Here is a 26,021-nt window from a genome sequence, read left to right as displayed (position 1 = left end):
CGCCCGGCTACAGGGTGGGGGAGTTTCTTGAGCTCTCGGCTGGCTTCGAAGGAGCCTGCTGCTCCTTCAGATTTTTCCCGATCAGATCGCCGCGCGACCGGATGACGTAAGCGGTGACGACGTCACGAACGCGATCCTCAGCGATCTTTCGTACCAGAGAACGATCGGACGGCCCGCCGGACTCGTTTTCCACCAACTCAGTGGTGACCTTCACGAGCGCATCGATGTCGTTTTGACAGAAGATCATGGCCGCCTTCGCGACAACCTCTGCCTTCTCATCGGTCAGGAGCATGGTGGCTCCTTCCTTTCCGATGCAGGCAAGCGTCTTCGTCCGGATAAGATCTCGGGTCTTCTCCAGAAGCTCAGTCCTTTCAGCGCGAGCCGCCTTTGCGCGGGTCTCAGCTTCGATACGCTGAGCCTCGGCATGCGCTGCAGCTGCCTCCCGCTCGGCCTTTTCCCTTTCCAGCCGGGCTTGCCGCTCTGCGCGCTCCCGCTCCTCATTAGCCTGTCGCTCGGCTGCCATACGCTCTGTGTTCGCCCGGGAGGTCGCGATCTGGCTGGCCAGCCGCACGCGGACGGCGCGCTCCAGATCAGTGAGATACGGACCGGCATAGAAGGCTTGGCCACCGAAGCCGTAGATCGTGTCGTGTGTCGAAATCATCACCGAGATCGACTGCGAGCAGGTCGACACAGCGCGATTGATCAGCGGCTGAAAACTGTCATACGCGACAGCGCCATCGAAGCCATCATCGCGGCGGACAACAGCGGCCACGCAATCGGTTGCGGCGCGAACGTAGGGGACGTGTTGCTTTCGCTTTTGCGCCTCTAACTGCGCAGGCGACTGCGCCAGGGCCGGCAAAGCCGATGCCGCCAATACACCCAGCACAAAAAACGTACGCATAGGCATTCCCCCACAGCGTGTGTGTTTTACCAATCCTTAACCGCAAGTCGAGTCGGACCTGGACCTTCGGTTAAAACGCACACTGTGCCGTGATCGAAAAAGGGAGTGTGCGGCCTGACGGGGTATGGACGGCTTCCCAACCTAGAATGAGAAACTCCGCGCCGATTGACCCTGCATAAGCCGGCAACCTAGCTTTGCGAAACGCAGGCTCGGTCAACATGACAAAGGTAAACACCGGCGACGCTTTCATCGTCAGGCTCGGACGAGGGCGATCTCGTTGCGATGGAAGACCACGGCATCGGCGGTCAGGTCCGGGCCCTTGCCGTACTTGGCTTCGTCGTCGAGATCCGGCATCCGAAACTCTTATGAGGCGCCGCCACATTGTCGCGGCCGCGGGCTCAAAGCCACCAGAAGATCAGCGCGATCGCATCGCGCAGGTTGAGCGAGAAGCCGAAGCGTTCGGTGATACGATAACTGATCGAGATCGGCATATTGCCTCCTCCTGTTCTCCCAGGTTGAATATCAGCCGGATGGGGATTGATCGCTCATTCATCCGCGCGGGGAGCGACGCGATGACTGATGCTCGGCCCTTTCATGTGCTCGTCGACGTCGATGCAGCGCGTTTCCACAGCCGCCTGCGCGAGATTGAGGCGTGGCTCGCCGAATGGCAGCTCGATGCGGAGATCGGCTCCGTGCTTGGAACGACCGGCCAACTTCGGGTGAGGTTCGCCGACGAGCGCGCGGCCTATGCGTTTCAACGTTGCCATGGCGGGCAAGCTGTTTCGCTGGGTGAGATAGCCGCGGCGCTCGGCGTCGACGCAGCCGCCGAAGACCTGTTCGACGAACTGGCGCGCGATTATCCTGACTGACGGGAGGGTGGGGATGCCGGATCGATTCACGAGCGGATCAGGCGTACCGCTGGTCCCGCTGCGGCGTGCCGACGACTTTGTCGGTCGTATCGAGGCGCTGGTCACTGATGCGAATGCGCGAAGCTACAAGACCCTCGCTTACTTCCTCGAAACGGCGCTGATCGAGGCTCGTATCCAGTCGGACCGCGAAGCAGAAGATCACCGTAGCCGCGGTGCAGATCCCAAGGACCTATAGTTGCCGGAGCGTTGAGCGACCGCCAGGATCGGAGGCTCCGCAGCTGGCCCAAACCAGATGTTGGGAACGTCCGCTTTGCGGTTGCGCGATATGCGACGGGTAATTTTGGGCCAGCCTACGGAACGGCTTCGATCTCGATATTGAGAGATCTACAGCGGCGAACCTTCCAGTTCGCTCTCTGACGAAGACCCCAAGCTCGCCGTAGCCGTGTCCTCCACAATGGAACAAAAGAGGCGCGCTGGGCGAGGTGAGCAAGATAGGAGCGGCGACAATCAGCTGGAGATTGCGGCGTTTGAGACTGCGTCAATGGCCCACGAATTCGACCCCGAACGTTTTCTGCAAGGCGGCGGGGACTTCGAGGCCCAATTTGATGCTATAACTCGCAACTCAAGATTGCAAAGTAACGAAAAATAGTGAAATTGCATCTTCAGAGGTATCCGCTTGGCCGATCCGCCCACGAACTTCAATGCAGCGCCATCCGCCGCGGGCTATATCTACCAGGCCCGTTTAGCGCTGGCCCTTTGCCTGAGGTACGTGAATGTCGATGCTGGCGTCGAAGTGGGCATCGAACGATTGGATGATATCTCGTTCGAAACCAATGGAACGGCGCAGGAGCTTCTTCAGGCGAAACACCACATCAATCGGGTCGCCAGTCTCACGGATAAGAGTGTTGACCTCTGGAAGACGCTACGCGTCTGGAGCGAAGCCGCCACAAAAGATCCGACCCTCCCCGCGCGTACCCGCTTGGCCTTGGTGACCACGGGCTCCGCGCCCGACGACAGCGCAGCCGCCATGCTGCGTCCGGCGGGAGCTTATCCGGTCGGAAAAGCGCGCGACGCCAAAGCGGCGGTCGCCCTCCTGGAGAGGGTCGCGGAGGCGGGGGGCAATCAGGAATTGAAGGCGGCCTACGCGGCGTTCCTGGCGCTCGGCCCGACCATGCGAATTTCGCTCCTAAGCTCGATCGAGATACTCGACAATCAGCCCCTGCTGACAGATTTGGGCGAGGTGATCGAAAGGGACCTGCGTATGATTGCGCCCCGTGGCCAAGTCGCAATCGCTCGGGAGCGATTGGAGGGCTGGTGGTGGCCGCGCGTGTGCAAAGCGCTCATGGCCAGCCCCGCGGAGACGATATCAGTGCTGGAAGTCGAGGCGAAGCTTGACGACATTCGTGACGGCCTGAAGCGCGATGCTCTGGTCGCCGACCAAGAACACGTCGATCCGCCTACTGACGACATTGCCGACTACGAGGGGCGTCCCTTCGTCCACCAATTGAAGGTGGTCGGCGTCGGTGGAAACCGCATCGAGTATGCCAAGCGAGACTACTACCGGGCTTTCACTCAACGGTCAAAATGGGTCCGCGAGCACCTGGTGTTCGACGGCGAGATCGCAAAGTACGAGCTGACTCTCATCGAGGAGTGGCAGCCGCGGTTTCAACAAATGTGCGACAAGATAGTCGACAAAGAATCCACCGATACGGCGCGCCGCCAGGCCGGCCAGGAACTCTACAGCTGGGTGGAGGCGGACGCCCGCTTCCCCTTTCGAACGGTCAGCCAACGCTTCCTCACTGTCGGCTCCTACCATATCCTAGCCAACGAACTGCGCGTCGGATGGCATCCGGACTACCAGACGGCTTGCGCCGTCGAAAAGGTCTAGCCATGGCCTCCCGTTGGAGTTTGGCGTGGCGCGATCGCCCTCCCGAGGAAGCGGCGCTTCTCAACCCCGCCTTCTGTGGTGAGCTAATCGCTCGCGCCACTAAGGACTACGAACGAATCCGCGCCGCGGCATTTCCGCTTCCCCTAAGCTTTGTGATCCTGCCCTTGGTGCTGCACCCGCCAACCCTTGCCGCGCTGCCCGGCCGGGCGAACACGACCTTCGCCACGTGGTCGGCGGACAATGAGGCGCTGCTCGCTGATCTGCCGGAACGCACCCTGCGCCTTCGACCGATCAGCCGCGAAGCCCTGCTCTTCCTCGCGCAGCATAGGGCCCTCACGGTGGGCGCGGAAGGGCTGCGAACGGGCGATAAGCCGATGAGGCTTACGGCGAAGGCGGCGGTGATGACGTCCGATGTCGACGATATCCGCCGTGCTGCCGGCTTGCTCGGACGATGGTTTGCCAACCAAGGCGCGCCAGTCCAAATCCTCCAGACAATGGGCGTGACGCCGTGACCCTGCAACTGCGAGCCATCGCGATCTATTCCCATGCCGGCGAGCGCCGCGACGTCGAGTTCGTCCTCGGTCGGCTGAACATCGTCACGGGGGCTTCGAAGACGGGCAAGTCAGCCTTGCTCGACATCGTCGACTACTGCTGGGGCCGCGGCGAATGCACAATCCCGGAGGGGGAGATTCGACGCAGCGTGTCCTGGTTCGCGATCCTCTTGGACCGCGACGGCGAAGGCATCCTGATCGCTCGGCGCAATCCGGGGCCGGCCGGCAAGGCTAGCGACGAGATTTTCTTCGAGCGCGGGGTGGTGGGATTCCCCGACACCTCTCAGCCATTCGCCAAGAACGTGACCGCCGATGGCCTGCGCGCCCAGCTCTCAATGGTGTTGGGCATTGCCGAGAACAAGCACGTTCCTGAACCCGGATCGACCCGAGCACCGTTGGAGGCTTCGGCCAGCCAGGCGATCTTCTTTTGCCTTCAAGCCCAAGATGAAATTGCCAATCGTCGCCTGCTTTTCCATCGCCAGGGCGAACAGTTCATCCCCTCTCACATCAAAGACACGCTGCCGTATTTCGTCGGAGCGATGGGCGAGGATCATTACTTGCAACGCATGCGCTACGACGAGGCTCGGGCACGCCTGCGTAAACTCGAACGCGACTACGCCGAAGCTCGCGCTCTAGCGAATGAGGCATCCGGCACCGCCCAGTCGCTCCTTCAGGAAGCGAAGCGCGTCGGCCTCTTGCCTGCAAACGCCTTCGCCGACACTCCTGCCGATCTGCGCGCCCTTTTGGCCACCGCTGCGGCGCCCCGCGAGCTTGCCTACGCGCGCAATGACGATCCGGCTGCGGACCTGACTGATCTGGAAAATCGCCGTCGGCGTCTACGCGGCGAAATGCAAGAGATGCGCGAGGAGATCGCCGACGTCCAACGGCTCGAACGCGAGGCGTCGGAATTTCAGGTCGAGGCCCGAGAACAGGAGGCCCGCCTTGCGTCGATCGGCTTGCTCGCCGACGACAGTGGCGACGCCGAGACCTGCCCACTTTGCGATAGCCATTTGGCCATCCCTATTCCGTCTGTCAGCGAGGTTCGCAGGTCGCTCACCGCGCTTGAGGGCCAGCTGAAGTCGGTTCGCCGAGACAATCCGCGCCTCCAAGCCCGGCAGGCGGAACTCGAGTCCCGCCGGAACGCCATCGACGAACAGCTGAAGATAGTCCAGGCTGACATCCTCGCGCGGATCTCCGAAAACGAACGGCTTAGGATCGAGCAGGACCAGTTCACCGAACAGGCTCGTACCGCCGGCCGGATCGGCTACTACCTCGAAAATGCGCGGACCGTCGCCTCAGACGAGGGCATACGGCTGGCAATCGCGCGGGCCCGGGCCGAGGTGTCCGAGCTTGAACAGCTGCTGGACCAGGAGGCGCTCGAGGAACGCCTTACCACCGCATTGGGCCTCGTGGGACGCGATCTCACCCGATACGCGCGCCTGCTGGACCTCGAACATGGCGACAATACGCTGCGGCTCGATCGGAAGAACCTCACCGTCGTCGCGGACACGATTGACGGCCCCTTGGCCCTTCCGCAGATCGGAAGCGGCGAAAACTGGGTCGGCTACCACGTCGCCGCCCATCTCGCGATCCACGGCCTATTCCGGGCACGCAAGCGGCCAGTTCCCGCGTTCCTGATACTCGATCAGCCGTCGCAGGCGCATTACCCACCCGAGCGCGACGTTGGGGCAATCGACGGTAAGAGTGATGAGGACCAGGCCGCCGTCGCCCGGCTGTATCGGCTTCTTTTCGACTACTGCGCGGAGCACTACCCCGAAATGCAGATCATCGTGATGGACCACGTCGAACTGCTGGAGGACTGGTTCCGAGATTCCACGGTCCAAAGATGGCGGGACAACATCAAGCTGGTGCCGGTCAGCTGGCTACGGTCGACTTAGGATCTCCGGCCACCGCGATGCAAGCAAAGTTTGTAGTTTGGATCCCCGCGAAAGCCTCTGACAACCTGCCCGTGCTGCTCCCGATCGCCCGCAATGTGGGTCTTGTGGGAATACTCGGCGCAAGGTCGGCTTCGTTCGCGGAATGTCGCCCGCTCATAAGGTAACTGGGAATGCTTGATCAGCTTCGGACTGCCCGCGTAGCATACTTCTTCCGGGGCCGGACTCGCACTCGCATAACCCAGGATGCTGTGCGTAAGCTTTTCGTTCAGCTTCAACGCGATGCCGACAGCCCGTCGCGTCCGATCTTCCGGGCCGAGCGCGTTGCGCTCGGCGATGCCCACTATTCCGCAATCTGCTTCGCCTACGACCGCCCGATATCCTTCTTTCAAGCGGGACCTGCTGATCGTGTCCACGGGTTCCTTTTGCTCGTAGAAAAGGGTGACCTAATCGCACTGTTCAAATCTGGGCTGGATCTGACGTCTGAATTTAAGCGGCTCTATCTTGAGCCGATCGGGAGATCGCGGGTGGAGCGCGCAATCGCTCGTCACGACGCGGTTTTCGAGAAGCTCAGCTTACGAAATATGACTGCGTCGAAATTCGCGCTTCGATCGAAAACGCTCGAAGCACGCGACCTAGAGAATGCCATCGCAGCATCGAGCGCCACACGCTTCATTCCTCAAGGGTATCGAGTGCGCCGACCGGACGGCAGCTATTCAGCTACGCCCAGCACGGGACGCATCTCGCTGCGCTCTGACCGTGCCGACTATGAGGCGGCAGTTGAATGGGCTGGTGAGATCATTGAGCTCTTGGGTGCAGATGCGGGCGAAACATCCTCGTTCATCCGCAATTTCGCACGGCCGATCGACTTATCGCACGTCAAGGGTGAAGTGCATCCTACCTTCTTCGCCGTGGACACCATGGAGCTGGCGGACGCGATCTTTGAGGCCGAGGAGCCAGTGCGACTGGTGCGTCAGGTGGGTGGAGCATGGCAGCAACTCACCAAGCCAGAAGTCGATGCCATCGTCGCGGATCTTGATCAGACCCTTGAGATCGCAGTGGATGGTAGAGACCTGAATCTACGTGATGGGGGCAACAGGATTGGCGCGCTCCGGATCGGCAAAACCCGGATCGCTCTCAGGCAACTTGAGAAGCCTCTGTTCACCGATGTGATGGTCGAAGATGCTGCGCTTGGGCTTGGCGCGGATGAAGATCGCATACCCCTTTCGCGATTCGTTGATGAGGAAGATATGTTTACTGTCCTCTTCAACGATCTCAGCCTAGCGTATGTGAACGGTACGCTCTTCCGAGACGACGCGCTGGTCGGCGGCGGAAAAATGTTCCTGCGGCACCTCATCGCGAATCCCTCGCTCGGTGCGGCCACAAGCGAGAAGGGATCGTTCGCGAACGGACAGGCCGAGTTCTCGCAAGGTTCGGTCTTCCGCGCTGTCGTGGACAGCGTTGCGCGTGAGGACGTGCTCATCTGCGACGATCTCGGCGACGAATGGGCCGATTTTATCGGCGTCGCGACTGAGACGACCCCGGCGACGATCAGCTTCTATCACGCCAAGCACGGCGATCGTTCGTTGAGCGCATCCGCCTTTCATGATGCCGTCGGTCAGGGCATCAAGAATCTCGGCCGGCTTAACCTCGCCGGAGATGTGATGGCGGTCAAATACGAAGGCTGGGACACTAGCTATCGGAATGATGGAGCGATAACCGCAATCGCTCGGTACATCCGCGGCGGCGCACGCGACGAGGTTGAGGTCAAGATTGGCCAAGTGGTCGGGGCGCCTGATGTCGTCCGCCGGGTTTTTATCGTTACCTCCTCGCTGAGCCGTACCGACGTTGCCAATGGCTTTGCGCAAGCCGCTGACGGTCATCCGCTCAGGCCGAATTTCGTTCAGCTGTATTGGATCCTGATGGGCTTCTTTTCTGCCTGCGCGGAAATCGGAGCAGTCGGTTATGTCGTCTGCCAGCCGTAAGCCCGTATGCACCGACGTTAGCTTTTCGATCGATCGCCGCCGAAAACAACGAGCGCTAACCCGAGGCGGGCTGTGGCACACTAGTCGAAAGCGTCGCCAACGTTCAGAGTCTATAAGTCGCTCATGTGGGGCGAGATGCATGTACCGCTGAACGTGGAGCGAGTTCGCATGACTGGGACTATGAAACCACAATGAGCTTTCTATCGGGTACAGCTGCAGGCGAGGCTTGGCTGCAAAACTTCGATACTGTTGACAAGCCGATAGCAAAGAAGTTGCTCGATGGATTGCTGCTAATTAGTGCCAGCGAGTTCAATTCAAAGATGACCACGCAACTCGCGGTGATCGCCGCTTGCGCGAGGGAAGCAGGTCAGGTGATCGCGCTCTACGCCGAGCGAGAGATGGCTAAAGCAGACGGCAATGTGTTGCCGTTGTTCCCAAAGACTGAACGAGGACGAGCCAGGGGTCATGGCGTCCAGCCGGTTTTAGTGTCGCCTAATAGGCAGGATGTTGGCAGCGAAGGGATCCTGGCTGCCCTGATATCTAAATTCCGCAATGCCAATCCAGCTACAGTTCTATCTCATCCTGGGCCCGATGATTTGCGAGCGAAGCGGGTCCGAAAAATTGTCATCGTCACTGACTTCATCGGCTCGGGTAAGCGTGCCTGCGAGATGCTGGAAGCTTTCGGAAATGTAGCGAGCATCCAGAGTTGGCGGTCATATGGGCTTATTGAATTCGAGGTCGTTTGCTATTCAGCCGCAGAATGGGGTGCCAAGACTGTGGCTGACCATCGCCTCAAGCCAACATTGACGATCTACGCGGCATGTCCCGTCGTCAGTGAGACCTTCATGGGAGCCGACCTCAAAGCCATCGAGGATCTGTGCAGAAAGTATCCGAAGGGATCAAAGTGGCCGATGGGGTTTAACGCCACCGGCTCGCTAATCGCGTTTTCTCACGGCATTCCGAACAACGCACCCCAGATATTTCATAGCTCGCTGAACGGCTGGCGGCCGCTTTTTCAAGGCCGGAGCACGCTAATGTCGGAGCTGGATCAAGTCGCGGACACTTCGGACCATGTTGTAAAGCAATCGACAGAATTGCTTGGTGTTAGGAATGCCCGCGAGATTTTGCACAAGCAATCGGGCAGCGTGTGGACGCACACCATGCTTGTTCTGCACGCCGTGAGAAGCGGTTTGCAGTCCATAGAAGGCCTCTCCGCGCGAACGCGCCTCCCAATCGCCAGAGTCACCGAAATTGTGGAAGTGGCGTCAATTGCCGGATGGTTATCTCCGACCCGTCGACTGACCAAACTGGGACGGCGCGAATTGCGGTGGAAAGCAGCAAAGCACGGGGCGCTAATACTTGCCCGCCAAGACGATGAGCTCTATTTTCCAACCCAGTTGAGGGCTCCGTAGTGTCGTCTAGCAATGCACCGCGCAAGCGGTGCCGGGTTTCACAACCCGGGATGCGGGATTTCCGGCATTCGTCAAAAGGAGCTGAGCCTTCGCGCTGCGCGAGGCAGCAAGCAAAACCAGGCGGTGTCTTGGGCCTTGCTCGCTGTCTCCCCCACCTATGTGGGCCGAAGTAGATGCGCATTACGAGCCCTCAACACTACGTTGCGGCCGGGCAAGGACTAGCAATCGATCCGCTGGTGCTTGAGAACGCCAGCCGAGCGATCAGCCAAATTTGGTCTCGCAACATCAATCTTTTCCCACTGCTTACGCTCAATCACCTGAGCGTTGCGACGGGTTTGAATTACGGTTTCTTGCGAAGGGTGGTGGCGCGCAAAGGCGGCCCATACTTGTACTCGCACTTCTATATGCGGAAGCGCGTGCCAGGTCGGCGCAAAGTCCGAATGATCAGCATCCCTGCGCCCAAGCTCGCGCAATGCCAGAGTTGGATCGTTCGGCACATCTTGAAGCACGTCCCACCGCACAGTGGGAGCTATGCTTACCATCCACACTCCAATCCGGTCTTCGCGGCGCGGCGCCATACCGAGGCTGTTTGGCTGATTAAGGTAGATATTCAGGATTTCTTCCACGCGATTAATGAGCACGCCGTTTACCGGGTTTTCCGGTCGCTTGGATATGCAAGTATCCTTTCATTGGAACTCGCCCGCCTTTGCACGATGACGGCGGAGCGGCCGAGGCAAGCCAAAGACCCCTCTGCTCGCTACGTCAGTCCAGCGGTTGAGTACTACCAGACACCATACGTTGGTGTTCTGCCGCAAGGAGCTCCGACGAGCCCGATGCTTTCAAATCTGGTGATGCGAGATGTCGACCAAGGTCTCTCCGATCTGGCGAAGGAATCTGCCATGCGCTTTACCAGATATGCAGATGACATCGTGTTTTCCTGCGCCGACAAGCGCCTTGGTTCTTCTGTACGGCTGGTAAGAAACAAGATCCTCGAAATTCTAAACCAAGCTGGATTTCGCCCCAATCTGCGCAAGACCGTCATCCGCGGACCGGGTGACCGAAAAGTGGTCCTCGGGATGCTCGTGGATAGCGCTCATCCGCGGCTGATGAAGGAATTCAAGGACGAACTTCGGCTGCACATTCACTACCTGAGACACCCCAAATTTGGTCCTGCACATCATGCCCTAGCTCGAAAGACCTCTGTCACCTCAATTTACCATCACGTGCTGGGCCTGATTTTCTGGGCGCGCACCGTCGAACCTACCTACGGGGCTAGGCTGTTGAAAGAATTTAAACTCATCCAATGGCCGCCAATCACGCGCAGAGACTATTATGCGACCGTCCGGCAGGCAGGCGATTAGCCGAGGCCGCGGACAAATTGGTTTTTAGACGAGACGGCACCAAAGTCACCCAGCCTCATTCAACCCGATCCGACAATTCTGTCTTTCGGCGGTGACCAATTCGGCATCTGGTTCCTTCCGGAACGTCCGCTTCCGGGCAATGGCCCAAGTTCCGCTTCTGGCGCATCTCGTCCGGACCAGCGTCTGGCACTTGTGGCGCTGACGTGACGCGGACGCGAAAGGAGGGCGCGCCCGAGGTATGGTATCTAGCAGCCTCGTGGACGGCCGCTACAGTAAGCCGCGTCGGCTAAAATTCTTTGCCACCCAGCCGAACATATCCTTCTCGCGCCGAACATGCCCAATTCCGGGAAAGGCGATGTGCGCACCTGCGACCCAGTAGCGATGCTCGGCGGCATCCGCGAACGCTTTAGCCCTGCTTAGTGCCGCCTGCTGCGGATCAACGTCGAACTCGATCGTGACGCTAGGCTCGCCGAACTGGACGACGTCGCCATGCGTGACGTCCCCCCATAATACAAGCTTTCTGGTCCCCCTCTCGACCACGATGGCGCTGTGCCCCGGCGTATGGCCAGGCAGCCAGATCGAGCCGAAGCCAGGCAATGGATCGGCATTGTCGGAGAACCCGCGGAGACGTTGCGCTGCCGCGTAAGGGCCCAGACACGCTTCCGCTTCCACGAAGTGGTGTTTGTCCCGGTCGGCGGCCTTGGTGCGTTGCCCCCGGTCGAGCCAATAGCCGATCTCGCGGTTGTTGACGTGGACTGTGGCGTTTCCAAAGAGTGGCCGGCCGTCGAGGATCAGCCCGCCTGAATGATCCGCGTGAACATGCGTGAGGATCACGTCGTCGACCTGATCGGGGGAATACCCGGCGGATTGAAGCGCGGCCGGCAGGAGACCCAGTTCCGGGCCGAGAAACCGGCCTGTGCCGGCATCGATCAGAACAAGCCGATCGCCAGTGTTGACCAGGTACGCGTTAACGGAAAGATCTGCCGGCGAGCCGATAAAGGCATGATCGAGCACGGTGCGGACGCGAGCGGGCGTGGTGTTAGAGTACAGACTATCCAGCGGAACGGGAATTGAGCCATCGGAGAGAGCCGTAATTTCAGTGCCGCCGAGGTCCAGCCGGTAAAATCCCGGCGCCTGGGTCCGCACAGGGGTCGCCGCCGCATGAACGGCACTCGAAGTTGTCGTCGTGAAGAGGCTGGCGGCCGACATTGTTAGGAAGTCGCGGCGATCCATATTGCTGTGTCCTTCGGACTGAGTTTAGTTACAGACACGCCTAGCAAAGTCGCTGCTGAGCGCTCACAGCCGTTCTTGGCCAATTGTGCCTACGAGCACGATTCCTCACGAACTGGCTGGTCGGCGAGGCAGGCGCGCCAAGTAGGGTCTTCCTGTCTGCCTGGATTTATCAGTCCGGGAATGCCGCCGCGAGGTTGTTCGCAGCGTCGTCGCCCTGCCGGCTAAAGCCGGGCTGGTTCGTCGAAAGCACGTAATCCAGCGCAGGACCCGCGCGATCGATGTGGCACTGCGCGCACCGCGCCCGGTCATGGGGAGCCGACGACGCCTTGTAGGGCGGCTGCTGGTGCCCATAGGAGAAGTACGCCCAACCACCAGCTTCCGCCGGATAACGCTTCGTGTCCTTGAGCATGAGGGCGATACCGGTGTAGCCGTGCTGGAAGATGACCTTGCCGAACCAGGCATTGCACAGATAGGCAGGCGGCCCGTCGCAGTTGGCCTTGTCGGTGCTCGTGAAGCTGAACTCCTTCACGATGAGAGTACCTTCCGGCCACTTGCCGGTCAGCATGTAGTTTCTGTAGGCGTTCGGCTCGACATATACGTTGTGAAACTCCGGTGTTTGGGTCGTTTTTTCATCGAGCAGCGACTCGGTGATCGGTTCCCACGCCGTGTAGGTGTGCACCCACGTGCGGTAGCCGCGCGGAAGGGCAGCTTCTCCGTTCTCGTTAAAAACAAGCTTGGCCGAAGGCAGCGCGATCTTGGCGTCCGAGCTCGGGGCCTGGCTTTCGCTGTTCGTCCAGCTTGCCGCCAATAAGCCCAGGCCGAGAATGCCTGCGATGATCGCGGTGCGTTTCATGGAATTCTCCTTCTCACTTCATGATGACATTCACTGCGAAACGCTTCCAATGCACTGGGCGTATAGTTTTGATACGCTGCAACGGAGACGAATTGCGTCGGTCAGGTCCAGTCGTACCGCGACGCCATTTGCGCGATCTCGCGAATCTCGACTGGGGTGCCCGAACCGGAGACGGTGACCAGAACCAACTCGCGTTCGATGGACAGGCCGTCCACCGGACGGGTGACCAATCCCGGCATCACGACGGACCGCTCCGGCAGGATGCAGACTGCCAACGTCCTGGCGACCATCGCCTGTACCCAATCCTCGCGCTCGGCGCGAAAACGCGGACGCATGACGTTGGCGCGGGTTACGAAGTGTCCAGCGACCTGGCGGCGGACTTCGCAGGCAAGCCGATCCACGTACGGATAGGCCGCCACGTCATCCAGGCTCACGACGTCGCGCCCGGCAAGCGGATGGTCCTTGCAGCAGGCCAGCAGCAGACGCTCCCGGAACAAGGCAAGGACATCGAGCTTTCGGTCGGCTCGCGGCTCCCTCGGCAAGATGCAGGCGTGGTACTTGCCCGAGAGCACATCGTCCGAGCCTTCGCCGTGTCGAAGCGCATGCACCTGGATGACCACGGAAGGAAGTCGGCCAATGGCGCTATGGAAGAATGCGGCGAAGGTGCCGGGACCGACCGTCGCTGCGACGGCGATGTCTAGGACGCGCCGTCGACCCGATGTCGCGATCTCGGCATGCTCCCGTACGTTGCTCAGCGCGACCCGCACGCTGCGAAACTCGGCGTAGACGTCATGACCGAGCGCCGTCAGGCGACTATGCTTGCCATCACGATAGATGAGAGGCCCGCCGAACTCCTCCTCCAGGCGCTGAATTGCCCGCGTCAGACTGGGCTGCGACACGCCGCTGAGCCGCGCGGCAGCGGTGAAGTTCAGCGTCTCGGCCAAGTTGACGAAGTAGCCTATCTGATTGAGATCCATCTCGATCCACCTTCACGGCATAGCGCGGGCCCGATACCGAGCGATCGGTGGCAGCCCTTCGGTATCGAAGGTCGCCACAGATGCCGTGCGCGTCATTTTCAGTGTGCGAGAAAACTTTCATTGATCGGTCGGCCGGCCCGTTATTCGGTGATCTCGGGACGAACGACGCCTCGCACTGCGTGACGTCGTTTGAACGTATCGATGGGGCGCGTTCAGCGCGTCCCGATGCCGTTGCGTGCCAAGCCTTCGCCCAGCACGACAAGGCTGACGCCGAGGAGGGCGATATCCTTAATGAGGAAGGTGCCGACGAAGTTCAGGAAGGGAAAACCGCCTGCCGTAGGCTCCCAGATCGGGAATGCAAGCAGTGTCGAGCTCGTCGTGGCAAAGGCGAGCGAACCCAACGCACCAGCTGCGATACCGGCTCTGGCCGACCAGGGCGAGGCGATGAAGAGGGCGGCGGTGATGAGTTCCACGACACCCAACAGGTAGGCGGTGCCGGCGAAGCCGAAGACCACGTAAAGCCAGGCAAGCCAAGGCGTGGCACCGATCAGCGGCTTGAGGGCGTCGATCTCGTACTGCGTGAACTTCAGGATCCCGATCATCACCAAGGGGATCACGACGCCGGCGAGCGCGACGCCCCGCCCGATCGCGACGGCATGGCCGGAATACGCAACGGCGAGGGGCGTCGTCGACTGCGCGGAAGCGGGGTTGCGAGTCATGTTTTTCATGGTCGATCTCCAATTTGTGTGCGCTAAGCATACATAATTGGAAGGCCAATGTCTATGCGCCATGCATATTTAGTTTCGCCGTAAGCGTTCTGACTGGGGATGGGATGGCGCTGCAGTGGACTGCCCGCATCGCACGTTGTCATGCGGTCGGGTCAGTCGATGGCCCTAAGTCATCGATATCGCTTCAGCGAAAGCGCCGAGCTGCAACTCGCGAGCTGGGCCGGCGCTTCAGATCGATCCGCGCTCGCGTAGCTCGTCCTCGACCGGGCAGTTGGTGCAGCTTCCATACGAACACAGCCGGCAGATGTGATAGGCGTGTTCCACGTCGCGCAAGCATGCTCTCAGCACGCGACCGGACAGCTCGCTCAGCGTCACCAATTCTTCCGGGCTCAATACCGCAAGCCCGCGCGCGAGGGCATTGTCGCGCGCTCCCAGCAAGGCCGCGCTAGCCCGCTGGCCTGCCATGGTCAGGTGAAGCGCCCTCGTGCGTCCGTCGGTTGCGTGACCTCGACGTTCGACCAAACCATCGGAAACCAGCCTGTCGACCAGACGTACGGTGCCGGCATGTGACAGCCCGACCCCAGCGGCAAGTGTGCGGATCGAAAGGCCGGGCTCGTGATCGAGAAGCGCCAGTGCCGCCGCGGCCGGTCCAGCTTCTGGAGCGAACGATGATGCCGCCCGAACGATATCGTCGCTGACCATCAAGGCGAGCGCGCCGAATACGTTTCTGTCCCGAATCGCGTCCATCCCTCGATAATATGTGCGGGGCGCATAGACTTCAACTACCGGTTCATTTACATGCATCAAGCATAGAGTTTTGGAGGCGTCGATCGAGTCGCGCGAGCCTTCTTCGCGAACGACCCACAACACGGGAAAGACGACATGCGAACTGAAAAAGTGTCCTTCCGCAGCTCTGGCGGAATCGGCTTAGCGGGCGTCCTCGACCTTCCTGCCAGGACGCCCAGGGCCTACGCTCTTTTCGCGCACTGCTTCAGTTGCTCCTCGCAGAGCCATGCCGCTCGGCGGATCAGCGAGGCGCTCGCGCTCCGCGGCATCGGCACGTTGCGCTTCGACTTCACCGGCCTCGGTGCGAGCGGGGGCAAATTCGCCGACAGTCATTTCGCCGCGAACATCGACGACCTGAAGGCGGCCGCGCGATACATGTCCGAGCGGCGTTCGAGTCCCGCCCTCCTCATCGGGCACTCGCTGGGCGGCGCCGCCGTCATCGCGGCGGCCGGCTGCATTTTCGGTGCAAGGGCGGTCGTGACGATCGGCGCGCCGTTCGATCCGGCCCATGCGCTGCGACATTTCGGACCTGGGCTCGATGAGATCGAGCGCAGCGGCGAGGCGAAAGTGACGATCGGCGGTCGCTCGGTCGTGATCGGACGCGACTTCATCGCCGCCTCTCGGGGCCAGGATCAGCTTAAGCGCCTGGCCGACCTGAAGCGCGCTCTCCTGGTGCTGCATTCGCCGACCGATGATGTCGTCGGCATCGATCATGCGCGCGATATCTTCGACGCCGCCCGGCATCCCAAGTCGTTCATCGCTCTCGATGGCGCCGATCATTTCCTGGCTGACAGGAGCTATGCAGACCAGGTGGCCGGTATGATCACGGCTTGGGCTGACCGGTACATCGATCGAAGAGACGAGCCGGACGCCGATCCGCAGGTCGAGGGAACCGTGAAGGTTCGGTCGACGGAGGGCAAGTTCCTGCAGGAAATTACAGCAGGTCCGCACCAGTTCGCGTCGGATGAACCCGTCGGCGCCGGAGGCGTCAACGCCGGCCCAACGCCATATGACCTGCTGTTGGCGTCTCTTGGCGCATGCACGTCCATGACGTTGCGATTATTCGCCGGACGGGAAGGCATTCCCCTTGAAGGCGTCTCAATCGGCCTCAGCCATGACCGCATCCATCACGACGACTGCGCGGCCGGTGAGGGGCGGATGGAACGCATCACGAGGCGTATCGCGTTTCACGGAACGTTGTCGGACGAACAGCGCGCCTTACTCCTGAAGGTCGCCGACCGTTGCCCCGTTCACCGCACCCTCGTCCGACACGTCGACATGGTGACCACCGAGGCGGTCACGTCGGGCGCCACATAGCGACCGTCCGCTAACTCATTTTTTGGGCAGCGCTCTGCGATCTTTCAGCCAACCAAGGAGTCAGTAAGATGCATTATGCGGAGTACAAGCACGCCGACCCGTCCCTCGTGCACGACATGGTGGAAACGTTCCCTTTCGCCACCTTCATGGTGAACGGCGACCGAGGACCGATGGTGGCGCAGGCACCACTCACGTTTCGTGACGGCCGCGCCGCGGCGGGAGCGTTGGAATTTCATCTGGCGCGGGTCAATCCGATCGCCCCCTTGATGACACCCGGCACGCCCGTGACCATATTGGTGCAGGGGCCGGGTGCCGCCATCTCGCCGAGTTGGTTTAACGCCAGCTTCCAGGGGGCGAACCGCGATCGCAGCCGGACCGCCCCGACCTACAATTATGTGAGCCTCGTTATGCGCGGCCGCCTGGAGTTCATGCCCGACGAGGCGCTGCAGGCGCAGATCGCTGATCTGGTCCTGGCACATGAGCCGCAAGACGGGTGGCGCCTGGAGGAGCTCGCGCCGCAGCTTTGGGAAGGCTGGCGACGCGCGATTCAAGGCTACCGTTTGGAAATCGACGAGTTCGATCTGATCGCGAAACTGAGCCATGGCGACGTGCCGGACGATAGGCCTGGCGTGGTCGAAGGACTGAGAAGCCGCGCCCTGCAGGACGACCACGTGATCGCTCGGCTCGTTGCCGGCTATGATGGCACTCCCGCCTCGCTGAGGGCCCAGCTTCGTGCGCTGCGAACCGCCTGATGGGGTACAGCACAGAGATCCGATGGCGACGCAAGCCTGCTCCTTCGCTGCATCATGCGGCCCTACCATGGGTTTGAGAATTCCGGACGTAGATGGGCCGGGTTTGCGGTCGCATCGGTGATTGTCAGCTACATCGTCAACCCAGCTCCTGAGGTGTTGCGTCCGGTTCCAGACGGAATTCCAAAGTCGGCTTTTGCGCTGGTCAGCCGATGCCACGTTTCGCTGAGAGGACCTGTCATGGTCGCTCCGCCCCATGGGATTTGCCAGGGTGTTTGGTGGCTGAGGCAGAGTCTACGATAGGCCGCCGCCTCGCGGCAAAGCTCAAGCTAGGGCATTTGCCGGACTTTCAAAGAGTGCCAGTTGCCGTTCGTGTCCTGAAGCGCCACTCAAAACCTGGTCGTCTCAAGCCTGCTCCGAGAGCGGTCAATGCAACCGCTGCGGCCGCCAGAGGCGCCGCTACGCACAGACAGCCTGCAAAGAGCAGCACTGGCATGATGTGCCCGCTAAGCCTTGCATAGTCGACGCGACACCGGTAATCGCAACATTATAACGTTTCACGGAGCTTATTGTGTCGAACAAATGGGTTGCGATTGCCGTCGCGGTGCTGTCGATGACAGGCCTCGCCACGGCCAAGCCGCTGAAGGTCGTCGGCCCCTGGGAGATCGCCGGGATCGATCCAGCGCAGTCCGGCTACATCTTCAGCCGGATGCAGGTGGCAGAGACGCTCGTCTCCGTCGATGCAGATGGCAAGCTGACGCCGGGTCTGGCGACGTCCTGGTCCGCCGCCGAGGACGGACTGACCTGGCGCTTCCGTCTCCGCGAAGCGGCGCGGTTTCACGACGGGCGCCCTGTCACCGCGGCGATCGTGTCCGAGACCTTGCGCAAGGTCCATGGCGGCGCCGGCGTGTTCAGCCAGGCGCCGGTCGCGAGCGTTGAACCTGACGGACAGGACGTGGTCGTTCGCCTGTCGAAGCCTTTCGCTGCGCTGCCGGCCTATCTCGTCAACTTCACCACCATCATTCTCGCCCCGTCCTCGATCGGATCCTCGGGGAAGGTCGAGCGGAAAGTGGGCTCGGGCCCTTATCGCGTGAAGAGCCTGACACCGCCGCTCAACATGCAGCTCGAAGCCGCTACGGAATGGACGGGCGCAAAGCCTGGTATCGACGAGGTGAGCTATCAGGCGGTCGGCCAGGGCGAGACCCGGGCTCTCATGGCCGAAAGCGGCGAGGCCGATCTCGTCTTCTCGATGCTGCCCGTGTCGGTCGAACGGCTGAAGCGCAATCCGAACCTCGACGTCCGCGTCGCCACGATCCCCCGTACGAGGCTGCTCAAGGTCAACGCCGCGTCACCTCTGTTCACGGATGTGCGGGTGAGACGCGCGATCAGCGCGGCACTCGACCGCGAAGGCATCACGCGGGTCATCCTCCGAAACGCCGATCTCGCTGCGACACAGCTCTTCCCCAAGGCGCTGGCGGGCTGGAACAACGCTGAACTGCCGCCGCTGAAACGCGACCTTGCGGCCGCGAAGGCTTTGCTCGCCGAGGCCGGCTGGACGCCTGGCGCGGACGGCATCCTCCAGAAGGATGGCAAGCCCTTCTCCTTCACGCTGCTGACCTATGCGAGCTGGCCGGAGCTGCCGCCGATCGCCACGGCGATTCAGGCGCAATTGAAGCAGGTCGGCATCGACGCCAAGGTCTCGGTCGGCAACAGCTCCGAGATCCCCGCCCGCCATAAGGACGGCACCCTGGAGATGGGCCTAGTCTCCCGGCTCTATTCCCTCGTGCCCGATGCCATTGGCACGTTGCGCGACGATTACAAATCCGGCGGCAGCGATTGGGGCGCGACCGGATGGGCCAATGACGAGCTCAATGCCCTCGTCGAGACCATGGCGCAGACCAGCAACCCCGCCGCGCGCGCGCCGATGCAGAAGCGGGCGATCGCGATCCTCCAGAGCGAACTGCCGAGCATTCCTGTGACCTGGTCGGAGCTCGCCATCGTCGCCAGCAAGCGCGTCACTGGCCTGCGGATCGACCCCCTCGAGGTGAATTACGGGCTCGCTTCTATCCGCTGGGCGCAGTGAGGATGAAGCGTCTCGTTCTCGCCCGGCTGCTCCAGGCCGGGCTGGTGGTGCTCGTCGTCGGCATCCTCTGCTTCGTGCTCGTGCGCGCCCTGCCCGGCGATCCGGCGATGCGGATCGCCGCCGGTCGCTACGGACCGGACGCCAATATCACGGAGGCAGCCGAGGTCGTTCGTCGCGAACTCGGCCTGGATCAGCCGCTTTTCGTCCAGATCGGCGCATCGCTCGGTCAGTTGGCGCGGCTCGATCTCGGCCACTCCGTTGTGACCGGCCTGTCCATCGCCAGGGAATTGCGGATTCAGCTCGGCGCCACGCTCTGGCTCTCCGGGTCGGCGCTCGTGCTGTCCCTGCTGCTCGGCCCGCCGATCGGCCTCCTGGCCGGGTTGCGGCGCGGCGGCTGGGTCGACAACGGCTCCCTCGCGGGCGCGATCGTCCTGCGTTCGCTGCCACCCTTCGTGCTTGGGCTGCTGTTGATCCTCGTCTTCGCAATGCTGCTTGGTCTGTTTCCGCCGGCGGGCTACGGCACCTGGCGCGATCTGGCTCTGCCGGCCCTGACATTGGCACTCGGGCTCGCGGCCGTGTCGAGCCGCGTCGCGCGCGACGCCGTGGCAGCCGTGGCGCGCACGCCGTATCTCGCCTTCGCGCGGCTGAAAGGCTTGCCGGAGCCCGTGGTCGTGCGCCGGCACGTGCTGCGCAATGCGGCCATCCCCGTCATCTCCTATCTCGCCTTGCAGGCGATCTATCTCATCGAGGGTGTCGTCGTCGTGGAGACGCTGTTCGGCATCCCCGGCATCGGCCATGCGCTGGTCCATGCGGTGATCGCGCGCGACGTGCCGATGGTGCAGGGCACGGCGCTCGCCATGGGCCTGCTCTTCGTGGTCATCGCAATGCTGGTCGACCTCGCCTGCCACTGGCTCGACCCAAGGCCCAAACGCACATGAGCATCGCCGACGCCACCCTCGTTCCCATCACGCAGCGCGCCTGGCTGACGCCTTCGCGCAGGGCCGGGATTGCGCTGCTCGGCGTGCTGGCCGCGTTCGCCCTGCTGGGGCCGCTGCTCGTCTCGGTCGACCCGACCGAACAGGATCTTGCGGCCAGCCTCGCTCCGTCGGGGGCCGACTATTGGCTGGGCGCCGATCATTACGGGCGGAGCATGCTGGTCCGCCTTGCCTACGGGGCCCAGCTCTCCTTCGGCATGGCGCTGCTGACGGTGGCGACCGCCGCCCTGCCCGGCATCCTGCTCGGTCTTCTCGCCGCCTGGCGCGGCGGCTGGCTGGAGCGCATCCTCGACCTGGCGTCGACCGTTCTGCTCGCCCTGCCGGGACTGCTCCTGGTCCTGATCCTCCTCGCCTTCGCCCCCGGCACGTTCGGGCCGCTCTATCTCGGCCTCGCGCTAACCCTCTGGATCGAGTTCTATCGCGTCACGCGCGTCACGGCAGCCGGCGTCCTGAGGCAGCCGCATGTCGAGGCGACCCAGCTTCTGGGCTTCGGCACAGGCTACATCCTGCGCAGTCTGGTCCTGCCCGAGATCGCGCCGATCCTGATCACCCTGTCGGCCTTCGCCATGTCGACCGCGATCATCGCGATCTCGACCCTGAGCGCGATCAGCGTGGGCCTGCGCCCGCCGACGCCGGAGCTCGGCGCGATGGTCGTCGAGCTTCTGCCCTATTACGCAGAGGCGCCGCTGCATGTGCTGATGCCGGGGGTATTGATCTTCCTGCTGGTGCTGGGACTCCAGCTCGCGACGCGGAGCGATGTGCGATGAACGCTCCCGTGCGGTTCCAATCCCTGACGGTTTCCGATCTCGCGATTTCGGCGGGCGAGACGACCATCGTGCGCGACGTCGCCTTCACGCTGGCGCAGGGCCGGCCGGTCACGCTGCTGGGCGCCAGCGGCTCCGGCAAATCCCTCGTGGCTCATGCCATCATGGGAAGCCTTCCGACCGGCCTCTCGGCTCGGGGCGCCATCACGCTGGACGGGGAGGATCTCCTTGCCGGCAGCCCGGCGCAGATTCGGGCCCGCTGGGGCCGGACGATCGCCATCCTGCCGCAGGAGCCCTGGCTCGCGCTCGATCCGACCATGCGGATCGCTGGGCAGGTCGGCGAGGTCCACCAATACCTGCACGGCCTTGGGTCGGCGGACACCACGACGAGGATGCGTTCGGACCTCGCCGAAGTCGGGCTGGGCGATCGCGCCCAGGCCTATCCGCACGAGCTCTCGGGCGGCATGTGCCAGCGCGCCGCCATCGCGGTCACCCATGCCGCGGGCGCCTCTCTCCTGATCGCCGACGAACCGACCAAGGGGCTCGATGCGGCGCTGCGCGACGGCGTGGTCACGCGGCTGCGCCAGGAGGTCGAGCAGGGCCGCCTGCTGCTCACCATCACGCATGACATTGCGGTCGCGGGCGCGCTCGGCGGCATGGTGGGGGTCATGCATGATGGCGCGCTCGTCGAGTTCGGGCCCGCGGAACAGGTTCTCGAAGCGCCGCGCCACGACTACGCCCGTGCCCTGATCGCGGCGGACCCGGCGAAATGGCCGAGCTTCCCGCTGCCCGCGGCTGGCGAGGCCGTGGTCTCGGCCCGCGGGCTCGCCAAGCGTTTCGGCGAGCGGGCCCTCTTCGAGGGGTTGGACGTATCCGTCAGGCGTGGCGAAATCGTCGCGATCGTCGGCCCCAGCGGCTGCGGCAAGACGACGGTCGGCAACATCCTGCTCGGCCTCGTCGCGCCCGACCACGGAGCGGTGGAACGCGCCGCCGGCCTGGCGCCGACCCGTTTCCAGAAGCTCTATCAGGACCCGCCGGCCGCCTTCGCGCCGCACCAGACCGTGCGGCAAAGCCTCGGCGACCTGTTGAAGCTGCATGGGCTCGACTGGGCGAGGGCCGAGGCCAGCATGGCGCGCTTCGGGCTCGGACGGGAGCTGCTCGATCGTCGCCCCAACGAGGTGTCGGGTGGCGAGTTGCAGCGCTTCGCGATCCTGCGCGCGCTGCTGCTCGACCCGGTCTTCCTCTTCGCCGACGAAGCGACCTCGCGTCTCGATCCCGTCAGTCAGAAGGACGTCTTCGCGATCCTGATCGAAGCCGTCCGCGAGCGCGGGCTGAGCCTTCTGATGGTGACGCACGAGACCGCACTTGCAGAAATGGTCGCGCGGCGCATCCTGACGCTCGGCTCACCCGAAAATCCCTGATGACGAGCCGAGGCAGGACTGGGCGATCGCCATGGTCAGAAACGACATCTCGATCAGAGCCGCGCGGGAGACCGATCTGCCGGCCCTGGTCGCGCTCGCCAATCATTACATCGCGCATACGCATGCGATGTTCACAACGGAGCTGCAGACGGTCGAGGGGCGCAAATCCTGGTTCGACGGCTACGGCGCCGGGCCCTATCGCCTCCTCGTCGCCGAGGACGCGGCGGGGATTCTCGGCTGCGCCTATAGCAGCCGGTATCGGCCGACGCCCGCCTTCGATGCGACGGTCGAAACCAGTATCTACCTGCAGCCGGACCGCCGCGGAGCCGGCCTGGGCGCACGGCTCTATGCCGCGCTCTTCGAGCTCCTCCGAACGGAAGAGGTACATCTGGCGGTTGCCGGCGTCGCGCAACCCAATGCAGCATCCAATGCCCTTCACCTCAAATGCGGCTTCGAGGAGGTCGGTACCTTCCGGGAGTATGCCCGCAAGGGAGACGTCTGGATCAGCTCGACCTGGTTCCAAAAGGTTATCGGGTGAGCAGGCCAACTACGACAGCCCCGCGATATACTGGGGAACTCCAATGGTCAGGTGCTGCTGACGCACCAAGGTCAGCATGTGCGGTTTGCGCGATCAGCCGGCGCTTGGACGCGCAGAAACCTCATCGACGGTGGTATGCTGCGGTTGGATGCGGCCTCCTGAGGAGGATGCACTATGCTTATTGAGCAGCCCAAAGTCGCTCAGCGTCCCGCCTGGATTACGGGACGCTTGATTGGTCCAAAGCCTCCGCTGAAGCCACGTCACATCTGGGCAATCCGAACCCGGCTTCAGCACGATCATCGCGTCCGCGATCTCGCCATGTTCAACCCGGCGATCGACCGCAAGCTTCGCGGCTGCGACCTTGTTCGCCTTCGCATCAGCGATGTCGTGCTTGGCGGCACGGTGAGATTGCGGACCTCGATCGTCCAGCAGAAGACGGGCCGACCCGTGCCCTTCGAACTGACTGATCCAACGCGCGAAGCGTTGACCGCCTGGTTCCGTCGCCGGCCGTCCATGGATGCCGACTGGCTGTTTCCCAGCCGCAGCCATACAGGAGACCACGTCACAACCCGTCAATATGACGCCTGCTTGATGATTGGGTTTCGCTCATCGGTCTTGATCCCGCTCAATACGGCACGCACAGCCTGAGGCGGACCAAGGTCGCGTTGATCTACAAGCGCACTGGAAACCTGCGCGCCTGCCAGCTGCTGCTCGGCCACTCGAAACTGGAGAGCACAGTCCGCTACCTCGGAATTGAGGTCGATGACGCTCTAATCTTGTCTGAACAGACCGATATCTGATCGAGACGGCGCGGCAGCTCCCGCCGCGCCGTTGCAGACCGAAAATCCCGTGATCTCCGCCACGGAGCCGGATGACCTCGGGTGCGCTGGAATGTCCGCTTAATGGCAAAGCCCGAATGTCAGGAAGGCGCGATCCGGCCGTCGTTCCTCCGCGTAAGCTTTAAAATTGCCGAGGAGGCATCTCGCTGCGCCGCCACCCTGGGTTGGCCATTGATGTTAGCTCCGGAGTGCGCCCCCCACGCCAGTAGTTCACGTAGCAGACGGCTACGCGCGATATCGATCGAGCGCCGTGAGCCGCAATGTCAGCGGCTCGGCGTCTTCCCAGCAATAGATCTCGGTACGCAGATAGCGGAACTCGTCCTCTCGGAGTTCTTCATCGATCTCGATCCACCATGCTCTGGGTCGACCGTCGCTGCCGTCGGACCAGCGATAGCCTCTGCTTTTGAGATGGTCCTTCATGTCGAAGGGCGCGTTCTCCGCATAAATCCGAACCCGACACTGCTGGCTGGATCGCAGAAGTGCAGAGAATGGCCGAGCGCCATCATCTCCTGCCGGTCTCGCCAGAACCTCCAAAAGCGCGTGACAGTCGTCCGTCGCTCGATGCCCCTCATGAAACAAACCGGATTGACCAACGAGGTAACCGAGTTTGTTTCCCTCGAAGCCAAGATCCGTCCATAGGATCTCCTTAACGGAGCATGCCCAGGGCTTCGACGCGAAGGTCGGGAAGAGCTTCTCGCAAAACGGCCGGTCGAATGCGGCGTTATGGGCGACAACTAGATCTGCAGGCTCAACCAGCGCATTAAGCGCTGCGATGTCGATTTCGAGCCCAGCAACCATCTCATCGGTGATCCCAGTCAGTCGCGTGATTTCCGCTGGGATCGGTTCCGACGGCTGACGAAGGCTGCTGTAGACGCCCACGACATCGCCGATCACGCCCTCATCATCGTAGGTGAATGCAACCGCGCCAATTTCGATGATCTCGTCTTTGGCGTGGTGCAGACCAGTCGTCTCGGTGTCGACAAGAACCGCGAGGTTTGGAAACACGCTTTGGGCGCGCGGGATGATTGGGCGCGGCTCCAGTTTCCGGAGGATACGGAAGCGACCGCTTTGCTCCAGCCGTTGAGCTGCTTCCTCATCGTTCCAACCGGCCATTGCAGGTGCCGCGGCCGGGCGCTTCCTCGGTGCCGGCCTGGGCGCCTCCCGGTGACCCGGCGCGTCGTCAAATAGATCGATTTGAGCAGAACTCGTCTTCATGTCGTAGCTGTCTGTTCCTTACGCGGCCGGCGCGCAATTACATCTTCGCTAAGAGGCAACGTCTACTTCGTCGGCTGGGAGCGCGCGGTGAGCTTGTTTCCGTCGGGATCGCGAAGATAGGCAACGAAGGCTCCGTTCGGGCGCTCGCTGGGTGGGGTCTCGATCGCCGTCCCGCCATGCGTGGTGCCGGCCTTGTGCCAGGCGAGGACATGGTCACGGCTCGCAGCGGCGATACCGACGGTCCCACCATTGGCCGCGGTCGCCGGATTGCCGTCGATCGGCTTCGTGATCATTAGCCGGCCGCCCTCGTGGGCATAGATCAGCCGGCCTCGCGCATCCATCTCGCCGGGCTCGCCTCCCAACGCGGCGAATGTGGCATCGTAGAAATCGCGAGCCCGCTCCAGGTTGTTACTGCCTATCATGACGTGAGTGAACATGCTTCTCTCCAGAAATGGCCTTTGCCGGACGATATCAGTCGTGCTCGGAGTTGATCGCCCAGGCGTGGCTCGATCCGGAGGAATACAGGTTCGACACTGGATCCTCGCGCACACCTTCGTAGACCCTAGCCGAATTTCCATCGCCGGAGGCCAGCTGAGTGAGTCTGAATTTTGCGGCTGAGGACAGCTAGGAGTCTGACTTCTGAGAAAATGCGGCCCGAGAG

23 protein-coding genes and 1 pseudogene are annotated in these 26,021 nt (G+C 62.2%); 16 read left to right on the top strand and 8 right to left on the bottom strand.

Translation table 11 applies throughout. The features are described 5' to 3' along the window. Positions 1-7 precede the first annotated feature (7 nt). The gene (locus tag B6S44_RS21650) at positions 8-901 is read right to left on the bottom strand and encodes a hypothetical protein (RefSeq protein WP_129158960.1); all 894 of its coding nucleotides are present in this window, start codon (positions 899-901) and stop codon (positions 8-10) included. Between the two features lie 572 nt (positions 902-1,473). Between B6S44_RS21650 and B6S44_RS21645 the strand changes: the two genes are divergently transcribed. The 8 genes from B6S44_RS21645 to B6S44_RS21610 all read left to right on the top strand — a co-directional run bounded on the left by B6S44_RS21645 (position 1,474) and on the right by B6S44_RS21610 (position 10,862). After that, positions 1,474-1,770: a hypothetical protein gene (locus tag B6S44_RS21645; RefSeq protein ID WP_129158959.1), complete on the top strand. Its 297-nt coding sequence runs from the start codon at positions 1,474-1,476 to the stop codon at positions 1,768-1,770. Between the two features lie 13 nt (positions 1,771-1,783). Beyond that, positions 1,784-2,005 (top strand): hypothetical protein, encoded by a 222-nt coding sequence (locus B6S44_RS21640; RefSeq protein ID WP_129158958.1) that lies wholly within the window; start codon positions 1,784-1,786, stop codon positions 2,003-2,005. Positions 2,006-2,446: 441 nt separating this feature from the next. Then, positions 2,447-3,658 (top strand): ABC-three component system protein, encoded by a 1,212-nt coding sequence (locus tag B6S44_RS21635; protein ID WP_129158957.1) that lies wholly within the window; start codon positions 2,447-2,449, stop codon positions 3,656-3,658. 2 nt (positions 3,659-3,660) lie between these two features. After that, the gene (locus tag B6S44_RS21630) at positions 3,661-4,170 is read left to right on the top strand and encodes a three component ABC system middle component (RefSeq protein WP_129158956.1); all 510 of its coding nucleotides are present in this window, start codon (positions 3,661-3,663) and stop codon (positions 4,168-4,170) included. After that, positions 4,167-6,107: a DUF3732 domain-containing protein gene (locus B6S44_RS21625; RefSeq protein ID WP_129158955.1), complete on the top strand. Its 1,941-nt coding sequence runs from the start codon at positions 4,167-4,169 to the stop codon at positions 6,105-6,107. Before B6S44_RS21630 ends, B6S44_RS21625 begins: the two co-directional genes overlap by 4 nt. A gap of 248 nt (positions 6,108-6,355) precedes the next feature. After that, positions 6,356-8,089, top strand: a complete 1,734-nt coding sequence (locus B6S44_RS29940; protein WP_248309699.1) for a hypothetical protein — start codon at positions 6,356-6,358, stop codon at positions 8,087-8,089. A gap of 191 nt (positions 8,090-8,280) precedes the next feature. Then, positions 8,281-9,501, top strand: a complete 1,221-nt coding sequence (locus B6S44_RS21615; RefSeq protein WP_129158954.1) for a phosphoribosyltransferase-like protein — start codon at positions 8,281-8,283, stop codon at positions 9,499-9,501. A gap of 173 nt (positions 9,502-9,674) precedes the next feature. Next, complete coding sequence (locus B6S44_RS21610; protein ID WP_129158953.1) at positions 9,675-10,862, top strand: reverse transcriptase family protein; 1,188 nt, start codon at positions 9,675-9,677, stop codon at positions 10,860-10,862. 267 nt (positions 10,863-11,129) lie between these two features. On the opposite strand, the gene B6S44_RS21605 is transcribed toward B6S44_RS21610, so the two are convergent. The 5 genes from B6S44_RS21605 to B6S44_RS21585 form a co-directional block, all read right to left on the bottom strand. Then, positions 11,130-12,095 (bottom strand): MBL fold metallo-hydrolase, encoded by a 966-nt coding sequence (locus B6S44_RS21605; protein ID WP_129158952.1) that lies wholly within the window; start codon positions 12,093-12,095, stop codon positions 11,130-11,132. 169 nt (positions 12,096-12,264) lie between these two features. After that, entirely contained in the window at positions 12,265-12,948 is a 684-nt protein-coding gene (locus B6S44_RS21600) for a cytochrome P460 family protein (RefSeq protein WP_129158951.1), read from the bottom strand. Positions 12,949-13,049: 101 nt separating this feature from the next. After that, on the bottom strand, positions 13,050-13,925 hold the full coding sequence (locus tag B6S44_RS21595; protein WP_129158950.1) for a LysR family transcriptional regulator: 876 nt from the start codon (positions 13,923-13,925) through the stop codon (positions 13,050-13,052). Between the two features lie 212 nt (positions 13,926-14,137). Continuing rightward, positions 14,138-14,653 carry a DUF417 family protein gene (locus tag B6S44_RS21590; RefSeq protein ID WP_248309698.1) on the bottom strand — a complete coding sequence of 172 codons (516 nt, stop codon included), beginning with the start codon at positions 14,651-14,653 and terminating at the stop codon, positions 14,138-14,140. A 228-nt stretch (positions 14,654-14,881) separates the two neighbouring features. Then, the gene (locus B6S44_RS21585) at positions 14,882-15,523 is read right to left on the bottom strand and encodes a MarR family winged helix-turn-helix transcriptional regulator (RefSeq protein ID WP_248309697.1); all 642 of its coding nucleotides are present in this window, start codon (positions 15,521-15,523) and stop codon (positions 14,882-14,884) included. Positions 15,524-15,535: 12 nt separating this feature from the next. Between B6S44_RS21585 and B6S44_RS21580 the strand changes: the two genes are divergently transcribed. The 8 genes and pseudogenes from B6S44_RS21580 to B6S44_RS21545 all read left to right on the top strand — a co-directional run bounded on the left by B6S44_RS21580 (position 15,536) and on the right by B6S44_RS21545 (position 24,106). Beyond that, entirely contained in the window at positions 15,536-16,756 is a 1,221-nt protein-coding gene (locus B6S44_RS21580) for a bifunctional alpha/beta hydrolase/OsmC family protein (protein WP_129158949.1), read from the top strand. Positions 16,757-16,824: 68 nt separating this feature from the next. Beyond that, positions 16,825-17,508: an FMN-binding negative transcriptional regulator gene (locus tag B6S44_RS21575; protein ID WP_129158948.1), complete on the top strand. Its 684-nt coding sequence runs from the start codon at positions 16,825-16,827 to the stop codon at positions 17,506-17,508. A gap of 568 nt (positions 17,509-18,076) precedes the next feature. Next, positions 18,077-19,588: an ABC transporter substrate-binding protein gene (locus tag B6S44_RS21570; RefSeq protein ID WP_248309696.1), complete on the top strand. Its 1,512-nt coding sequence runs from the start codon at positions 18,077-18,079 to the stop codon at positions 19,586-19,588. Between the two features lie 2 nt (positions 19,589-19,590). Further along, the gene (locus B6S44_RS21565) at positions 19,591-20,526 is read left to right on the top strand and encodes an ABC transporter permease (protein WP_129158947.1); all 936 of its coding nucleotides are present in this window, start codon (positions 19,591-19,593) and stop codon (positions 20,524-20,526) included. Then, a complete protein-coding gene (locus B6S44_RS21560; protein WP_129158946.1) occupies positions 20,523-21,350 on the top strand; it encodes an ABC transporter permease in 828 nt (275 codons plus the stop codon). Before B6S44_RS21565 ends, B6S44_RS21560 begins: the two co-directional genes overlap by 4 nt. Then, entirely contained in the window at positions 21,347-22,768 is a 1,422-nt protein-coding gene (locus tag B6S44_RS21555; RefSeq protein WP_129158945.1) for an ABC transporter ATP-binding protein, read from the top strand. Before B6S44_RS21560 ends, B6S44_RS21555 begins: the two co-directional genes overlap by 4 nt. Before the next feature lie 31 nt (positions 22,769-22,799). Then, positions 22,800-23,306 carry a GNAT family N-acetyltransferase gene (locus B6S44_RS21550; RefSeq protein WP_129158944.1) on the top strand — a complete coding sequence of 169 codons (507 nt, stop codon included), beginning with the start codon at positions 22,800-22,802 and terminating at the stop codon, positions 23,304-23,306. 174 nt (positions 23,307-23,480) lie between these two features. Then, positions 23,481-24,106 (top strand): annotated as a pseudogene (locus B6S44_RS21545) (tyrosine-type recombinase/integrase). Positions 24,107-24,370: 264 nt separating this feature from the next. Here B6S44_RS21545 and B6S44_RS21540 read toward each other — a convergent pair. After that, complete coding sequence (locus B6S44_RS21540) at positions 24,371-25,360, bottom strand: 3'-5' exonuclease (protein WP_206735216.1); 990 nt, start codon at positions 25,358-25,360, stop codon at positions 24,371-24,373. 62 nt (positions 25,361-25,422) lie between these two features. Next, complete coding sequence (locus tag B6S44_RS21535) at positions 25,423-25,797, bottom strand: VOC family protein (protein WP_129158943.1); 375 nt, start codon at positions 25,795-25,797, stop codon at positions 25,423-25,425. Between the last annotated feature and the right edge of the window lie 224 nt (positions 25,798-26,021).

Origin of the sequence: Allobosea sp. Tri-44 (assembly GCF_004123845.1) — a bacterium.
In the GTDB taxonomy this organism is placed as follows: domain Bacteria; phylum Pseudomonadota; class Alphaproteobacteria; order Rhizobiales; family Beijerinckiaceae; genus Allobosea.
Note: the sequence above shows the minus strand (reverse complement) of the source record. Positions and strands in the feature narration are given on the sequence as shown.

Coding starts and splice junctions, on each gene's coding strand:
- B6S44_RS21535 (WP_129158943.1), bottom strand. CDS start 25,797: ATGTTCACTCACGTCATGATAGGCAGTAACAACCTGGAGCGGGCTCGC.
- B6S44_RS21600 (WP_129158951.1), bottom strand. CDS start 12,948: ATGAAACGCACCGCGATCATCGCAGGCATTCTCGGCCTGGGCTTATTG.
- B6S44_RS21565 (WP_129158947.1), top strand. CDS start 19,591: ATGAAGCGTCTCGTTCTCGCCCGGCTGCTCCAGGCCGGGCTGGTGGTG.
- B6S44_RS21595 (WP_129158950.1), bottom strand. CDS start 13,925: ATGGATCTCAATCAGATAGGCTACTTCGTCAACTTGGCCGAGACGCTG.
- B6S44_RS21560 (WP_129158946.1), top strand. CDS start 20,523: ATGAGCATCGCCGACGCCACCCTCGTTCCCATCACGCAGCGCGCCTGG.
- B6S44_RS21650 (WP_129158960.1), bottom strand. CDS start 901: ATGCGTACGTTTTTTGTGCTGGGTGTATTGGCGGCATCGGCTTTGCCG.
- B6S44_RS21590 (WP_248309698.1), bottom strand. CDS start 14,653: ATGAAAAACATGACTCGCAACCCCGCTTCCGCGCAGTCGACGACGCCC.
- B6S44_RS21630 (WP_129158956.1), top strand. CDS start 3,661: ATGGCCTCCCGTTGGAGTTTGGCGTGGCGCGATCGCCCTCCCGAGGAA.
- B6S44_RS21645 (WP_129158959.1), top strand. CDS start 1,474: ATGACTGATGCTCGGCCCTTTCATGTGCTCGTCGACGTCGATGCAGCG.
- B6S44_RS21615 (WP_129158954.1), top strand. CDS start 8,281: ATGAGCTTTCTATCGGGTACAGCTGCAGGCGAGGCTTGGCTGCAAAAC.
- B6S44_RS21640 (WP_129158958.1), top strand. CDS start 1,784: ATGCCGGATCGATTCACGAGCGGATCAGGCGTACCGCTGGTCCCGCTG.
- B6S44_RS21550 (WP_129158944.1), top strand. CDS start 22,800: ATGGTCAGAAACGACATCTCGATCAGAGCCGCGCGGGAGACCGATCTG.
- B6S44_RS21610 (WP_129158953.1), top strand. CDS start 9,675: ATGCGCATTACGAGCCCTCAACACTACGTTGCGGCCGGGCAAGGACTA.
- B6S44_RS21575 (WP_129158948.1), top strand. CDS start 16,825: ATGCATTATGCGGAGTACAAGCACGCCGACCCGTCCCTCGTGCACGAC.
- B6S44_RS21580 (WP_129158949.1), top strand. CDS start 15,536: ATGCGAACTGAAAAAGTGTCCTTCCGCAGCTCTGGCGGAATCGGCTTA.
- B6S44_RS21605 (WP_129158952.1), bottom strand. CDS start 12,095: ATGGATCGCCGCGACTTCCTAACAATGTCGGCCGCCAGCCTCTTCACG.
- B6S44_RS21540 (WP_206735216.1), bottom strand. CDS start 25,360: ATGAAGACGAGTTCTGCTCAAATCGATCTATTTGACGACGCGCCGGGT.
- B6S44_RS21555 (WP_129158945.1), top strand. CDS start 21,347: ATGAACGCTCCCGTGCGGTTCCAATCCCTGACGGTTTCCGATCTCGCG.